General features: G+C 46.9%; 10 protein-coding genes. 7 read left to right on the top strand and 3 right to left on the bottom strand.

All coding sequences use genetic code 11. The features are described from left to right. Positions 1-4 precede the first annotated feature (4 nt). Positions 5-2,056 (top strand): NAD-dependent DNA ligase LigA, encoded by a 2,052-nt coding sequence (gene ligA, locus ABN764_RS06480; RefSeq protein ID WP_512699555.1) that lies wholly within the window; start codon positions 5-7, stop codon positions 2,054-2,056. A 522-nt stretch (positions 2,057-2,578) separates the two neighbouring features. Here the strand turns inward: ligA and ABN764_RS06475 are convergent. The 3 genes from ABN764_RS06475 to ABN764_RS06465 all read right to left on the bottom strand — a co-directional run bounded on the left by ABN764_RS06475 (position 2,579) and on the right by ABN764_RS06465 (position 7,445). Then, a complete protein-coding gene (locus tag ABN764_RS06475) occupies positions 2,579-4,360 on the bottom strand; it encodes an alpha-glycosidase (protein ID WP_268624004.1) in 1,782 nt (593 codons plus the stop codon). Between the two features lie 168 nt (positions 4,361-4,528). Continuing rightward, a complete protein-coding gene (locus tag ABN764_RS06470; RefSeq protein WP_446671353.1) occupies positions 4,529-6,196 on the bottom strand; it encodes an alpha-amylase family glycosyl hydrolase in 1,668 nt (555 codons plus the stop codon). Positions 6,197-6,419: 223 nt separating this feature from the next. Further along, positions 6,420-7,445: a LacI family DNA-binding transcriptional regulator gene (locus ABN764_RS06465; protein ID WP_174809873.1), complete on the bottom strand. Its 1,026-nt coding sequence runs from the start codon at positions 7,443-7,445 to the stop codon at positions 6,420-6,422. A 286-nt stretch (positions 7,446-7,731) separates the two neighbouring features. Here ABN764_RS06465 and ABN764_RS06460 point away from each other — a divergent pair, with 286 nt between their 5' ends. From ABN764_RS06460 to ABN764_RS06435, 6 genes are all read left to right on the top strand, one after another. After that, positions 7,732-9,018 carry a sugar ABC transporter substrate-binding protein gene (locus tag ABN764_RS06460; protein WP_446671352.1) on the top strand — a complete coding sequence of 429 codons (1,287 nt, stop codon included), beginning with the start codon at positions 7,732-7,734 and terminating at the stop codon, positions 9,016-9,018. Between the two features lie 200 nt (positions 9,019-9,218). After that, entirely contained in the window at positions 9,219-10,541 is a 1,323-nt protein-coding gene (locus tag ABN764_RS06455; protein ID WP_028533447.1) for a carbohydrate ABC transporter permease, read from the top strand. Further along, positions 10,538-11,380 (top strand): sugar ABC transporter permease, encoded by an 843-nt coding sequence (locus ABN764_RS06450; protein ID WP_021257055.1) that lies wholly within the window; start codon positions 10,538-10,540, stop codon positions 11,378-11,380. The genes ABN764_RS06455 and ABN764_RS06450 overlap by 4 nt, the downstream gene beginning before the upstream one ends. Before the next feature lie 192 nt (positions 11,381-11,572). After that, positions 11,573-14,023 (top strand): glycoside hydrolase family 31 protein, encoded by a 2,451-nt coding sequence (locus ABN764_RS06445; RefSeq protein ID WP_446671351.1) that lies wholly within the window; start codon positions 11,573-11,575, stop codon positions 14,021-14,023. A 402-nt stretch (positions 14,024-14,425) separates the two neighbouring features. After that, positions 14,426-15,526, top strand: a complete 1,101-nt coding sequence (locus tag ABN764_RS06440; protein ID WP_446671350.1) for an ABC transporter permease — start codon at positions 14,426-14,428, stop codon at positions 15,524-15,526. Next, entirely contained in the window at positions 15,527-16,219 is a 693-nt protein-coding gene (locus ABN764_RS06435; RefSeq protein ID WP_446671349.1) for an ABC transporter ATP-binding protein, read from the top strand. It abuts the gene before it with no gap. Positions 16,220-16,625 lie beyond the last annotated feature (406 nt).

The raw sequence follows: 16,625 nt of genomic DNA, 5'->3' as shown, positions 1-16,625 counted from the left end.
CTCTTTGACAAATGCGAATGCGCAAACCCGCATGGAACAACTCGTGGCGGAATTACATCGATACAATCACCATTATTATACGCTGGACAATCCTGTCGTTTCGGACAAAGAATACGATAAGCTTTATGATGAATTGGTAGCATTGGAGAAAGAGACAGGCATCGTATTGCCCGACTCTCCTACCCAGCGGGTTGGGGGCGATCTGCTCAAGGGGTTTGAGCCGCATCGCCATCTATCCCGTCTATGGAGCTTGGACAAAGCGCAGGATGAAGAGGATTTGTTCGCTTGGAACCAGCGTGTGCTGAAGCTGATCCAGGATTATAACACGAAGCATCCGAACGAGGAGCCGCTGCCGGATCCATCTTATGTCGTGGAGCTGAAGTTTGATGGCTTGACGCTTAATTTGACTTACACGGATGGACTGCTGGTTCAGGCCTCCACACGTGGAAATGGTGTCATTGGCGAGGGGATATTGCCACAGGTGAAGACGATCCGTTCCGTGCCTCTGTCTATTCCTTTCAAGGAAGGGACGATCGAAGTTCAAGGTGAAGGCATTATGAACCTGTCCGTGCTTGAGGCTTATAATGAAACGGCAGCAGAGCCGCTCAAAAATGCTCGCAACGCAGCAGCTGGAGCGCTTCGTAACTTGAATCCTCAGGTGACAGCACTGCGGAAGCTGAGTGCCTTTTTCTATAACGTGGGCTATGCCGATGGGGTTGCCTTCGATAACCATCAGGAAATGATGCAGTTTTTGAAGGACAATCAATTCAAGGTGAACCCGTATGTTACGTACTTCGATACGATTGAGCAGGTTCGTGAGGAACTTCATCAGATTCAGGAACAACGCCCATCCCTTGATTACTTAATTGATGGAGCTGTCGTCAAGCTGACCGATATGCGTACCCGCGAGGTGCTCGGATACACGGATAAGTTCCCGCGTTGGGCGGTAGCCTTCAAGTTCGAGGCGGAAGAAACGACAACCGTGCTCGAATCGGTAAGCTGGGAAGTCGGACGTACCGGCAAGATTACGCCAGTAGCCCGAGTTGAAGCTGTTGAGCTGGCTGGTGTAACGGTACAGAACTGCACACTGAACAACATTGGTGATATCGAACGGAAAAACTTGAAACATGCGCTTGGCGCACGCGTTTTTATTCGTCGATCGAACGACGTCATTCCAGAGATTCTTGGACGTGTTCCTGATGAGGAAGGCGGCGAAGAAATCGTTTATCCGACGGAATGCCCGTCTTGCGGTTACACGCTTGAGATGCGGGGTGCTCACTTGTTCTGCAATAACAAGCTGAACTGCAAGCCGCAAATCGTAGCACGTCTGGCGCACTTTGCTTCGCGAGATGCGATGGACATCGAAACATTCAGCGTCATGACTGCCGAGCAGTTGCACGATGAATTGAATGTACATGAGCCGTCCGACCTGTTTGCACTTACACTTGATCAATTGGTTGGCTTGAATCGATTCGGAGAGAAAAAGGCGAGCAACTTATTGGCAGCACTTGAGAAGAGTAAAACACGTGATTTGCCGGCCTTCTTGTTCGCGCTCGGAATTCCGAATACGGGCAAAACAACGACAAAGGCATTAGCTGAGCATTTCGGCACGCTGGACAACATCATGCAGGCTTCTGAAGAGGAACTTGTGGCGATTCAGGATGTCGGGGCGATTGTAGCAGACAGTATCGTAACGTATTTCGCGGATCCGATTAACCGTGCAAGCATCGACCGCATGTTGGAGCTGGGTGTGAAGCCGCAATCCGCTGAGAAGCCGGCTGAGGTAAATACAGATTCGATGTTTTATGGCAAAACAGTCGTATTAACAGGCTCCCTGCAATTGCTGACGCGTGATGAGGCGACTGCCAAGCTGGAAGCATGCGGTGCGAAAGTAACAGGCAGCGTATCGAAGAAGACCGATCTGGTTATCGCAGGGGAGAAGGCAGGCAGTAAGCTCGCCAAAGCTGAGCAACTTGGTATCCCAGTCATTACTGATGAAAATGAGCTGATCAGGTTGTTGAACGAGGCGCTTGGCACAGGAAGTTCCGGAGAGTAATCGATGTAAAGGGTAAGAAATGACCGAAGTATAAGCTAATGAGTAGATATGTCAGAGATTAAACCAGGGAGTGCAATTGCAATATCAATTGTATTAAAAACTGCTGTAGTAACAGCATCAGTATTCGTATAAATGACTACATCTCTGACTGTATTAGTGACTATATCGATACATCATCAATGATATGTGTCTCACAAACGACATGTATTGCACCCGTACAGTTGCTTTCTAACGGCTGATTAAGCAATCGCATCATTGAACAGTAAGACTATGTATGCTCAAATTTGGATATAATAAAAAGAAGATCGCAGCGGTAACTGCGACCTTCTTCCCACAATAACCGCTGAATGAGCGGCTAGCTTTATCGAAGTGAGTAAATCTACAGGAGTAGACCGCATTCCTTTGCGAGAGGGCGGTCTACTTTTTTCTTTAAGTAGGTAAGCAGAGCAAGAATAAACATTCCATACTCAATCAACTAGACTTCTAGCTTTCACAAGAAGATCCATTCTCTACATACGAACATTATCTCTCAAGCTTCAAAATCCGCCATCCCATGCCGTCTACCCCAACTTGCAACCCCGTGTTAGAACCTTGCACCTTATCACGGCCAGTTTCACCGCTGACCAGCTCAACGTCCGTCCAATTTCCTTCACAGCCATCGAAGGCTGCTACATTCACTGTGCGTTTCTCCTCATATGCATTCAACAGGAACAACCAGCGTCCGTTCTCATCAGCACGCTCATACGCAATTACTCGGTCGCTCTCCAAGGCATGAACAAAGCGGAAGCTTCCCGTACGAAGCGCAGCATTGGCGTGACGAAGCGCAATTGCGCCCTGATAGAAGCTCAGCAGATCTTGGTCTTGTTTCGTTTCATCCCATTCCATGCATTTGCGGCAGCCTGGATCATGTCCGCCATCCAAGCCTACTTCATCACCATAATAGATGCACGGCGTACCGAGGAACGTCAGTTGGAACAAGGCAGCCAATTTCATTTTGCGCTTGTCGCCGCCGCACAGCGTAAGCAGTCGAGTCGTATCATGGCTGTCGAGCAGATTGAACATCACTTCGTTCGCTTGCTGTGGATAGCTCGCTAACTGATGTTGGATCGCCTGCGAGAACTGCAAGCCGTCTACCTTTTCCTCCGCGAAGAAATCATGCATTGCATACGTGAACGGATAGTTCATAACCGCATCGAACTGATCACCCTGCAGCCACATCATGCCTTCATGGAACATCTCGCCGAGAATATAGGCATCTGGATTCACAGCCTTCACCGTTTGCCGGAATTCACGCCAGAACTGGTGATCGACCTCGTTGGCTACGTCCAATCTCCAGCCATCGATGCCCACTTCTTCGATCCAATAGCGTGCAACTTCGAGCAAATACTTTTTCACTTCCGGATTTTCCGTATTCAGCTTCGGCATCATAGGTGTAAATGCGAACGTATCGAATGTTGGAATCCCGTCCACAACCTCTAATGGGAACTGGCGAACATGGAACCAGTCTTTGTAAGCGGACTGATCTCCCTTTTCGAGCACATCCCGATAAGGTTCGAACGCATAACCACTATGATTGAACACCGCATCAAGAAGAACGCGAATACCTCGGCTATGGCAGGATTCAACTAACTCTTTCAACTTCTCGTTTGAGCCGAAATGAGGGTCGACCTGCATGTAATTTTTCGTATCATACTTATGGTTCGTAGTCGCTTCAAATATTGGGGTAAAATAAATCGCTGTTATGCCCAGCTTCTCCAAATGATCTAGGTGATCAATAACCCCTTGCAAATCCCCGCCGAAGTAATTATCCGGCTTTGGCTCTCCGCCCCATGGCAGCACACTTTCGGGATCATTGCTCTTATCACCGTTCGCAAAGCGCTCAGGGAAGATCTGATAGAATACCGCATCCTTTACCCATGTTGGGGGAGTGAAGATATCTGCTGGATTCAAGAACGGATACTCGAACCAGCGATGGGCAGGAACAGGATCTTCCTCTTGGAATCCGCGCTCAGTCATCCATACATGCTCAGTACCGGACTCCAGCTTAATGGCATAGGCCAAGCGACGGAAAGGAGGGACAACCTCTGCTTGCCAATAGTCGAACAGCTCATCCTGATACAAACATGTCATCGGAACGATATCCGCTCTACCAATACCGCCTTCGCAATCGAACTTGTCCACAAAATAAACGGCAGCACGCTCAACATCATTTTTCTTCGTACGGATGCGCACATGAATGGTTTTACGGTCATACGCATAAGCCCAGTTTTGCTTCGGACGGTGATAAATAGCTTCGAGTAACATCTAAAGTCCTCCCTTAACATGGTCGTATTAATCAGAACATCATTAACAATTAACAATATGAATAAAATAAGCGAATAGCTTTTCATAGCTAACCTAGCCGAAACAGAAAGACATCTCCATCGCTAGAACTGCACTCCATTTCACCAGAAGCCTGTAAACTCCAAATGTCTATGGCGCTAACACGATCGTACTGTATGGCGGAAGTGTACAAGCTCCATCCTTCAGAGCAGCGCCGTCCACACTAGAGAACACCAATGTCTCCAGTACAGCAGCCGTGTCCGCTGACAACTGTATCTGTTGCTCCTTGCCGGACAAGTTGTGGAGCACAAGACGCGCATCTTCCTTCGTTGCACGGTAATAGCCGGCTACTTCAGAGGTGTTCGTTTTATACGATTGAATGCCGCCTTGCTGCAGCGCCTTATCCGAATTGCGATACGCAATCAGCTTTTTGTAATGATTCCACAGTGAACTTGGATCCTTCATCTGCTGCTCTATAGGAGTCACCGTTTTATTTGAAGAAGCGGGCTCCCATGTAGTCATCCCTGCACTTTTCTCATCTGCCGTCCATTTCATTGGCTCACGTAGGCGTTCGTCAGGCTTCAAGCCTAGCATGCCGATTTCTTCACCATAATAAATAAATGGATTGCCTGGCAGTGTCAGCAGTACGGAAGCAGCCATCTTGGCATGATTCACATTGCCTTGAAGCTCGCTCATGACCCGATTCTGATCATGATTTGTCAGGAATGGAGCATCGACGAACTTGCCGTCTGACTGATTACTGTAAAACGTATAGATACGGCTCATCATCGAACCGATATCGGAATCCTTCTCATCCTGCACCATCGAAATCATCCGCTTCGCCATATCGAAGTTGAATGCGGAGTGCAGTCCATCCTTAAGGAAGGGTCCAATAACCGCTGGAGAATCCCATACCTCGCCAACGAGATAGGCTTCAGGATTTACCTCTTGAACAGCTTGGCGGAATTCCTGCCACCATTTTTGATTGTTCTGCACGACATCTGGATTCTGACTCGTATTGTAAAAGTCCTCATATACATGCTTGGCTGCATCCAATCGGAAGCCATCTACACCGAGCTTCAGCCAGAATTGTGCTGCTTTTTTGATCTCGGCTCGTACTTCAGCATTGTCCATATGCAGATCGGGCATGCCTTCCCAGAAGACACCGAGATAATGCTTTCCGTCTCTCTCATGCCAAGCCTGCTGCCCCCAAGCGCCTCTTATTGCTGGATCAAGCTTCAAATCCTCGGCCCACATATACCAATCACGTTTTGGATTGTCTTTGCCTTTCATTGATTCCTTGAACCACGGATGCTCGCTGCTCGTATGATTGACCACGAAATCCATCACAATCTTGATGTCTCGCTTATGGGCCTCTGCAAGCAGACGCTTAAAGTCGTTCATCGTTCCGTAATCCGGATTGATTCCGTAATAGTCCGTTACATCATAACCATGATAAGACGGGGAAGGATTAATTGGCATCAACCAGAGGTGCTTAACCCCGAGTTCCTGCAAATAATCAAGCTTCGCCGTAACGCCATTTAAGTCACCGATTCCGTCTCCGTTCGTGTCGTAGAAGGAGCGAACGAAAATTTCATAGTAGACCCCATTGCTTGTCCCCATCGGCGTCAACGCATCAGCCAGTTTCAACTTGCTTGTAACTGTCCCCAAAGCAGCTTCGGTAGACTTATTGTCCTGTACGGTCATATCCTCAGAAGGAGCAGTCGCCTGCGACTGGCATCCTGCAAATACGAGAGAAACAGCCGAAACGAGACATGCCGTTCGTAAACAATTCATCCACTTGCTAGATATGGACATGAGATCATTCTCCTCGTTGCAGGCTATATCGATGTATTCCAAACTATAGAGTTGATCCGATTGATTCAATTACACATATGTTCACAACCTAAAGCAACAGCAACCGCTCGAACAACTACAGACAGCACTACAGACAGCACTACAGACAGCACTACAGACAGCACTACGGACAGCACTATTCACAGAATTACTCATAGATCTACTAAACAATCGTTCATACAAACTATTCTGATGCAGGCGTTTGCACAGAATCTCTCCAAATAATTTGATGAGGGATAAGAATCCGGGCTTGGTCGAAACCATCGCCCTTAATACGCTGTACAAGAGCTTGCACCGTAGATTGACCCATCTGATGCGTACCGATATCTACACTAGAGATTTGCGGCAAGCACATTTCAGCCAATAGCGTATTATTGAAGCCCACGACACTGAAATCTTCAGGAACACGCAGCCCGTTGTTCCAGAGCGTACGGATAATGCCGAATGCGACTACGTCGTCGATGGCGATAATCGCAGTAGGTCGCTGCTCCAGCTGAAGGAGCTTTTCTGTAATCTGACCCGCGGATTCCGGAGTGAATGCGCCTTCAAATGTATAATCGTTATCAAATGGAATGCCGGCCTCTAACAAAGCTTTACTGTAGCCATCCAGACGATCCTTTGATACGGTCAGTTCGAATGGGCCGCTGACGAACGCGATTCGTTTATGCCCAAGTTCGATCAAATGACGTGTAATGGCTTGTGATGCTGCAATATTATCGTTATCGACAGAAGTAACATCGGCATAATGCTCACTGCGTCCGACAAGCACGAATGGGAACTTCTTTTCATGCAAGAAAGTGATGCTCGGATCTTCCTTATGTGCAGTCAATAGGATAATTCCATCTACCTTGCGGCCATGTACAAGTCTCTCGACTGCTTTAATTTCTTCCTCTTCATTTGTTGCTGAGGTCATCAATACATCGTAATGGCATGCCGCAGCTTTACTCACAATCCCTCGAATAATTTCGGAGAAGAATTGGTTTTGGAACAACTCATCCGCAGGGCGGGGGAGGATAACGCCAATATTATTCGTGGTTTTCGTAACAAGACTTTTCGCCATCACGTTTGGGTGATATCCGAGTTCATCCATGATTTTACGTACTTTACGGCTTGTCTTCTGACTGATACGAGAGTCATTGGAAATAACACGCGATACCGTAGATGGAGACACGCCGGCTTTCTCAGCTACATCTATAATGGTTACTGCCATAATCGAAACCTCACTTAATAATGGAAAATATTCCGTTGATGTCCCAAAGTATAATGCAAAAAAAAGTTTTATGCAAACGCTTTACATACCTAGGCACAGTGTGTATAATTCGATTTGAAGGTAACCGTTTACAACACTATATCTAGCAAGGAATCATTTTTTTTACTTCATTGTGCAAAGGTTTGCATAAATATAGCGCAATTGCTTTGAAATACAGCATTATCCTTCACCTTTGCGCATTGTCCATGCAGATCCTGTACCAGAATTGAAAGGGGCTATTTCTAACATGAAGAAATGGGTAGCAATGTTGTTGTCAGTCATGATGGTCTTTACAATCACAGCATGTTCCACAGGCGGGAAAGATTCCTCCTCTGCGAACAACAACTCAACGACGAATGAGGAAACAGCGAATAACGGTGCAGGCGACGAAGAGCTGAAGCCGGAAGAGGGCGCATCCCTTCTCGTATGGGAAAGTAAAGAATCTCGCACGTTTATGGAAGAAATCGCGAAGCAATTCAAAGAGAAGTACAATGTTGACGTGAAATACGAAGAAGTAGCAGCACCTGACCAAGTAAACAAGCTGATGAATGATGGACCAGCTGGTATCGGGGCAGACGTAGTCGTATTCCCACACGATAACTTGGGTAAGGCAGTTACAGCCGGACTTCTTTTGCCGAACGATTACTTTGAAGAGCAAACGCGTGCACAAAACTCTGAATTGGCAATCAACGCAACAAGCTACGACGGAATGCTGTACGGCTATCCGCGTTCCGTAGAAACACTCATCATGTTCTACAACAAGGATCTTGTTCCAGAAGCACCTAAGTCAATGGAAGAAGTAAGTGAGCTTTCGAAGAAAATGAATGACTTGAAAAATAAAAAATATACGTACATGTGGGAAATCGGAAACTTCTACTATGACTACTTGTTCCTCGCTTCCACGGGAGGATATGTATTCGGTAAAGAAGGCACTGACAAGACAGACGTTGGCTTGAACAACGAAGGCGCATTGAAGGGTGCTCAGTTCCTGCAAAACTTTGCGAAGCAAGTGCTTCCACTTACGACGTCTGACGTAACAGGCGATGTTAAGAAAGGTTTGTTCGCGAACGGCCAATTGGCAATGAACGTCGATGGGCCTTGGGCAATCCAAGACTTGAAGAAAACAGGCATTAACCTGGGTGCAGCTCCAATTCCTAGCATTGACGGCCAACCGTCCAAAACATTCTCTGGTGTAAAAGCTTGGTATGTTAACTCTTACACGAAATATCCAAATGCAGCGAAATTGTTCGCAGAGTTCGCTTCCACGAAGGAAGCTCAATTGAAGAGCTACGAATTGAACGGTCTTGTTCCTTCTAATAAAGAAGCAGCAGCAGATCCAAAAGTAACAAGCGATCCATTCACAGTAGCTGTACTTGAGCAATTCAAGAACTCCTACCCAATGCCGGTTATCCCTGAGATGGGTAACGTGTGGAGCCCAATGGCCGCAGGCTTGGCAGACATTTTGAATAAAGGCAAAGATCCTAAGGCAGCGCTTGATAACGCCGTTAAACAAATAAAAGATGCGATCAAGTAAGGAGTAACACAAGTGGCCCGGGGAGTGAATAACGCTTGCCCGGGCTGTTTGTTAGACAGACCTCCTAGATACATGCCTACCATGCATACTTATTGGATAGCTATTGGAGAGTAGGAAAGGAGAAAGGCGATATGAGCACTACACAATCGGTGTCGACAACCGCAAACCATACGAATAGTCCTTCGCAAGAGCCGTCGCCAATGAAAGCTTCGCCTGGCACAGGCAAGAAGGCAGCTGTGTTGTCTGCTCTGTTCTGGGGATTGGGGCAACTCTTTAATCGTCAGTACCTCAAAGGTATTTTGCTGATGCTGCTTGAAGCAGTCGGACTATTTTACCTGATTAACTATTTGCCGCGAGCGATATGGGGAATATACACGCTCGGAACACAAACATCCCAAATGGTTAAGGTCGGGAGAGTGTACAAACCCGTACATGGTGACCATTCTATTCATTTGCTCATTACCGGATTAATCACACTTCTTGTCTTGTTTATCTTCATCTGGATATACGTACTCGTCGTCAAAGACGCGAAAGCAGTTGGGAAGCTGCGGGAAGAAGGCAAGAAACCGAATAACTTCCTTGAAAGTTTGGCATATGTCAAAGAAACGAAGTTTGCTTACTTGTTCCTGGCACTGCCAGCAACAGCGGTATTGTTCTTTACGATCATGCCGATCATCTTTATGATTTTGCTTGCCTTTACGAACTATTCTGCACCGGATCATGTTCCACCGAAAAATCTGGTCAGCTGGGTTGGATTCCAGAACTTTGTTGATCTTCTACAGCTTGGTACATGGAGCGGCACGTTCTATGGCGTACTGACATGGACCATCATTTGGGCAATACTTGCTACCGTTACTTGCTACTTCGGCGGTATTCTGGTCGCACTCTTGATTCAACAACCGGGTGTGAAAATGAAGACCATGTGGCGCACAATCTTCATCATCCCATACGCAATTCCACAAATGTTGTCGTTCTTGATTATGAAGAACATGTTTAACGGAGAATTTGGGCCGATCAACCAATACTTGAGCTACTTCGGCTTAGGTAAGCTTCCATGGCTCTCTGATCCTTTCTGGGCGAAAGTAACGGTATTGATTGTCAACATGTGGGTAGGTATTCCGGTTACGATGGTACTTGTTATCGGGATCTTGACAACCATTCCTAAAGATATGTATGAAGCGGCTGAGGTAGATGGAGCAACTGCATGGCATAAGTTCAAGGCCATTACGATGCCGATGATTCTGTATTCAACAGCACCAATTTTGATTGGTCAGTTCGCAGGTAATATTAACAACTTTAACGTTATTTTCTTGCTGACGAACGGTAACCCGCCAAATGGTGAGTACCAGTACGCGGGAAGCACCGACTTGCTTGTTACGTGGTTATATAAGCTGACACTCGATAACAACAAGTACAACATCGCAGCAGCGATCGGTATTATCATCTTTATTATTGTTGCATCTCTGTCGATCTGGAGTTACCGCCGGACGAAATCATTCAAAGAGGAGGACATGATCCAATGAGTACAGGAGCTAAGAAAAAGTCGCTTATTCGTCTGTCCTTCAGTTATTTGCTGCTTATTGCAATTGCAGTATGCGTCCTGTATCCGACAATTTGGATCGTTATGTCATCCATTCGTCCGGGTACCTCGCTGTTCAGTGATTCGCTCATTCCAAGCAATCCGACTTTTGAACATTACGTAAGCTTGTTTACTTCTAAGGAATATCAATATGGACTGTGGTACTTGAATACATTGAAGATTGCAACCTTCAATATGATCTTCGGTGTCATTCTCGTCGTCATGACGGCATACGCATTATCTCGGTTCCGGTTCTATGGCCGTAAAAACCTCATGTCTGGGATGCTTGTACTGGGGATGTTCCCAGGTTTCATGAGTATGATTGCGATTTACATTTTGCTGATGCAATTGAACTTGCTTGATACGCATTTCGCGTTGATTCTCGTATATTCAGCGGGTGCGCCGCTAGGGGCATTTGTTGTCAAAGGCTTCTTCGATACGATTCCGAAGAGCTTGGAGGAATCCGCTCGCATCGATGGTGCGACGCACTGGATTGTATTCCGTAAAATCATGCTGCCATTATCGAAGCCGATGATTACGTACGTAGGGCTGATGACATTTGCCGGCGCATGGGGTGACTTTATCTTCGCCCGTCTCGTCCTTCGCTCCAAAGAGAACTACACACTGGCGATTGGACTGTGGGACATGGTCAATAATGCATCGACGAACTTTACGATGTTTGCCGCTGGTGCGGTATTGATCGCAGTTCCAATTGCACTGCTGTACTTGTTCCTGCAGCGCTTCCTCGTGGAAGGCTTGACAGCAGGTGCAAGCAAGGGCTGATGAGCTGCGATATGTGCAGAGGGAAATGAAGGTTTTAACTTAGGCAGAAAGAAAGTCCGCTTTTCATCATTGGGAAGGTTGCATGAACTCCATGAGTAAATGCAAGACTCGATGCCCGGTTGCATCGTAAATGATCTCATGATCAAAAAGCGGACGATACAAATTCTAGGGTAGAACAGCGGAGGGATTATCATGCAAGATACTAGTGCAGCTATACATCCGGACAATGCAAGTGAACAGACACATACACAGACAGGTGTACAGCTAGGAGCGATCTCTCGTGTTGCTGAGCAAGATGGTTCGTTATGGCTAGTCGGTAAATACTTCAATCTCGCAATCACTTCAGTTGGTGCCGGAGTAATCCGCATCAAGACATATAGAGGACATCAGCCGGACTGGAAGACGTCCCCGGCAATCGTGAACAAGGACAGTCGTATTCCACAAACGATGAAGTGGTCTACTACGGAGGAGCTTGTTTCTATTACAATTGGCAATACGCTTCTCGAAGTAAATCGTCAATCTGGTGCATTTCGCATTAGCAACGAGAGCCAGCCAAATGTAGAGTTGGTCAGCCTGCAGCGCAACCGTGAATCCGTGGGCGACTATACGGCATTTGTTGCCCTGGACAAGGACGACCATATTTACGGACTAGGTGAGAAAACGGGCTTCCTCGACAAGCGCGGCGAGCGCTATACGATGTGGAACTCCGATGTATATGCGCCGCATGTACCGGAAATGGAAGCATTGTATCAATCCATTCCATTCCTAACAGTATTGAACCAAGGCAACAGCTATGGCTTGTTCTTGGATAACCCGGGCAAAACCGTATTCGATATGCGTACGTTTGCCGATATGGCGATGATGCAAACATCGACAGGCGAATTTGATTTGTATTGGATCGAAGGGCCATCGATGAAGGATGTTATTATCCGCTACGGTGATTTGACAGGACGTATGCCACTGCCGCCAAAATGGGCACTTGGCTATCACCAATCCCGTTACAGCTACATGGATGAGCAGGAAGTATTGAGCTTGGCTCATACGTTCCGTGAGAAGGAAATTCCATGTGATGTTATCCATCTCGACATTCACTATATGAACGGATATCGTGTCTTCACATTCGATGAGAATCGTTTCCCGAATCCGAAGGACATGATGGATCAGCTCAAGGAGCTTGGCTTCCACATCGTGCCGATCGTCGATCCAGGCGTGAAGAAGGATCCGTTGTACGCGGTATATATGGAAGGTGTCGACAACGACTATTATTGTAAGACAGCGGAAGGTGAAATCTACACAGGGCCAGTATGGCCTGGAGAGAGTGCATTCCCAGACTTCACGGAATCACGCGTGCGTGACTGGTGGAAGGAGAAGCAGAGCTTCTATACCGATCTTGGCATCGACGGCATCTGGAACGACATGAACGAGCCAGCAATCTTCAATGAAACGAAGACGATGGACGTGAACGTCATTCATACAAATGAAGGCGACCGCAAGACGCATGGTGAAATTCACAATCTGTACGGCATGTTCATGTCCCAAGCAAGCTACGAAGGCTTGAAGGCGTTGCTTGAAGGCAAGCGTCCGTTCGTCTTGACACGTGCAGGCTACAGCGGTGTGCAGCGCTATGCAGCCGTATGGACAGGCGACAACCGCAGCTTCTGGGAGCATATGTCTATGGCAATGCCAATGGTATTGAACCTGGGTGTATCCGGTGTTCCGTTTGCAGGTCCAGATATCGGTGGATTTGCACACCATACTAGCGGCGAATTGCTTGCTCGCTGGACGCAAATGGGCGTATTCTTCCCATATGTCCGCAACCATAGTGCGATCGATATGCTTCGTCAGGAGCCATGGTCGTTCGGTGAAGAAATCGAGAAGATCTGCCAGCAGTACATTTCGATGCGCTACGAATGGATGCCTTACCTGTACCACTGGTTCTATGAAGCTTCTACAACAGGTCTTCCATTCATGCGTCCGCTTGTACTGGAATACCCGACAGATCCTGAGGTATACAACCTGTGCGATCAGTTCTTGGTTGGTGATTCGGTTATCATCGCGCCAATTTATCGTCCAAATACACAATACCGTTCCGTATATTTGCCAGAAGGCGAGTGGGTGGACTACTGGAGCGGGGAGCGCTTTGCAGGCAAGCAGCATATTCATGTGCATGCACCGCTTGATAAGCTTCCGATCTTCGTTCGTTCAGGAGCTATTCTGTTGCAAGGCCCAGTACGTCAGCATGCAGGCGAGAAGGCTGCAGAAGAGTATGTGGCAGCAGTCGCTTACTTGCAAGGTGCAGGCCATACTTCTCAATTGGAGTGGTATGAGGATGACGGCTTGACGTTCGAATACGAGAACGGCAAATGGAACAAAGTGCTGATCCAAGTTACAGAGTTCGAACAGTCAATCCTGTTGTCTGCGGAATATACAACACGTGGCTATGAGTCCGAGCGCGATAGCATCTGTTTCCGCCTGATCGGTCTTGCATCTGCTCCGAAGAGCGTTGGCGAACTCGGCGAATCCGTATCTGCTGAGCAGTTGGCTAAGCAAGCGTCTGGTTGGAGCTATGATGCAGCACGTCAGGAGCTTCGTGTGAAGCTTCCAGAGAGTGCAGCTCGTATCGAATTGAATGTAACAATGTAATTGCTATAATTGCTACAAGAATAGGAGCGGGTATTTATCTCATCATGGGGTGAATACTTGCTCTTTTTTTGTAGGCAAACGATTGCCTCTTCACTTGGACAATGAAAATTTGTGCTCCGTATCCACGGTGAACTTGTTCCTTCATAAGAACTATTATTGCTTTCCCCATTCAATAATGATCAGATGTCGAACACGCTGATAACTTTAATTCTTCCTTCTATATAAGTCGAACTGTAATCGGATGTTCATATTCGGTTCATGAAGCCTATCTACAATAAGAACATGTTTACAGAGAATTTCGGTTAGCCCGTGAAGCGGATACCGAAGCAGAAGAGAGGCTTGCTATGCGGTAGGCTGCTGCCTTTGAATTCATATTCTGTAGTAGATAGGAGTGAAAGAGAGATGTTCTTGGCGATTCGAGAAATGAAGCATGCCAAATCGAGATTTATGCTGATTGGACTCATTATGGTGCTGGTTGCTTGTTTGACGTTTATCGTATCAGGGCTTGCGAATGGTCTATCAGCTGCAACAACATCAGCCATTAAGGAAATGAATGCAGACTATCTTGTCTTCCAAGCAGATAGCGATAATAAATTGAATCGTTCCTCGCTGAAAGAGGAGAAGCTTGATGAGATCAGAGCACAAGAGGGGGTAACGGCTGCAGCTCCACTTATTCAGACGATGTTAACAGTGGCGTCAGACCAGGCGGACAAGAAAGTAGATGTAGCGCTGTTCGCCATTGAACATAACAGCATTCTTATGCCGAAGGTTACGGAAGGGAGATCATTGTCCGGAAGCGGGAATCATGAGGTTGTAGTGGATGCATCGCTTAAGGCGAAGGGCATTAAGCTGGGAGATACGCTTCATATTAAAGATACTGACGCAGTTTTGAATGTAGTAGGTTTTGCGGAGCATCAGTCGATAAGTCATATGCCGGTCGTCTTTATGGACATGGAGGGATTGAATTCGCTTATGACTTCCCTTGACCAGCGAATGCCGAATCTAAATGCAGTAGCGGTTACGGGAGATGGAACAATCAAACAGACTCTTACTGATAAAGTAGAAGGAATTCAGATCGCAACGAAGCAGGAAGCGCTGAAGGGGATTCCGGGATATAAGGAAGAACAGAGTTCGCTTTCCATGATGCTGTCCTTCTTAGTAGTGATAGCGGCGTTTGTTCAAGCCGTGTTCTTCTATGTTATTACGTTGCAAAAAACGAATCAGTTCGGCGTTCTTAAGGCGATTGGCGCGAGCACCTCCTACCTAGCCACCGATCTAATAGGTCAGGTGACACTGCTTGCGATTGTGTCGGTTGCACTCAGTATTGGGTTAACCTTCGGGATGACCTCTATGTTCCCGGATACGATGCCGTTTGAATTGGGAGTAGGTGTACTTGCGCCATACTCGGCACTGCTTATCGGGGTCTCCATCGTAGGCGCGTTATTGTCACTTCGTCGAATTGCGAAGGTAGATGCCATAGAAGCGATTGGGAGGGTGGAGTAGATGACAGATATACTCGTAATGGATCAAGTGAGCAAAAGCTATGGGGAAGGGGACACGGTAGTAACGGCTCTTAACCAAGTATCGCTTCGTGTGGGTAAAGGTGAGTTTGTGGCGGTTGTAGGCCCATCGGGCTCGGGGAAAAGTACGTTTCTCTCCATTGCAGGTGCACTGCTTACTCCAACGAGCGGCCGCGTTATGATTGGAGGCACAGATGTTACTGCTGTATCTCCGGGAAAGCTTAATCGTGTTCGGTTAGAGCATATCGGGTTTGTGTTTCAATCCTCTAATCTAGTGCCTTATCTAACGGTAATTGACCAACTACGTCTAGTGGCGAAGCTGGCGAAATGCAGTGACCAGATTGCGAATGATAGAGCGGTGGAACTGCTGAAAGAAGTGGATATGGTGCATCGCATGCATCACTATCCGGATAAGTTGTCTGGCGGAGAGCGGCAGCGTGTTGCGATCGCACGAGCGATGATGAATGACGCTAATCTTATACTAGCAGATGAACCAACAGCGAGCCTTGATTCCAAGCGGGGCAGAGCAGTAGTGGAGATGCTCGCTGCCGAAGTGAAATCTAGACAAAAGGCTGCTGTAATGGTCACCCACGATGAACGTGTACTCGACTTATGTGATCGGATCGTCACGATTAAGGACGGTGCTCTGATTTCCGGAGGCGAAGAGCTACAGTGAACGAAACAGATAGAATGACAGCGGCTAACAGGTAATAAGGATGAAGGGTGGCATATTATATACCGCTCTTCATCACTTTATATAAATGTAATATTTTTCTTGTTGCAAGTATAGGTCAATATATGATAAATTATTTCTTGTCACTTCGACACGAAACTTGTTGAAAGAAACAACAAAAACAACTTCAAAAAAAGTTGTTGACAAGAAAATGTCGATTGGATATAATAATTAAGCGCTGATGACACAAGACATTAGCTGCTTAAATAGAAATACAAGTTCTTTGAAAACTGAACAACGAGCAACGTTTGTGAATGAGGTAGCAATACCTTGTCAAAAGATATGAGCAGTTCAAACTTAACTTTAACGGAGAGTTTGATCCTGGCTCAGGACGAACGCTGGCGGCGTG

This window comes from Paenibacillus wuxiensis (assembly GCF_040195695.1).
Classification (GTDB): domain Bacteria; phylum Bacillota; class Bacilli; order Paenibacillales; family Paenibacillaceae; genus Paenibacillus_B; species Paenibacillus_B suaedae.
Note: the sequence above shows the minus strand (reverse complement) of the source record. Positions and strands in the feature narration are given on the sequence as shown.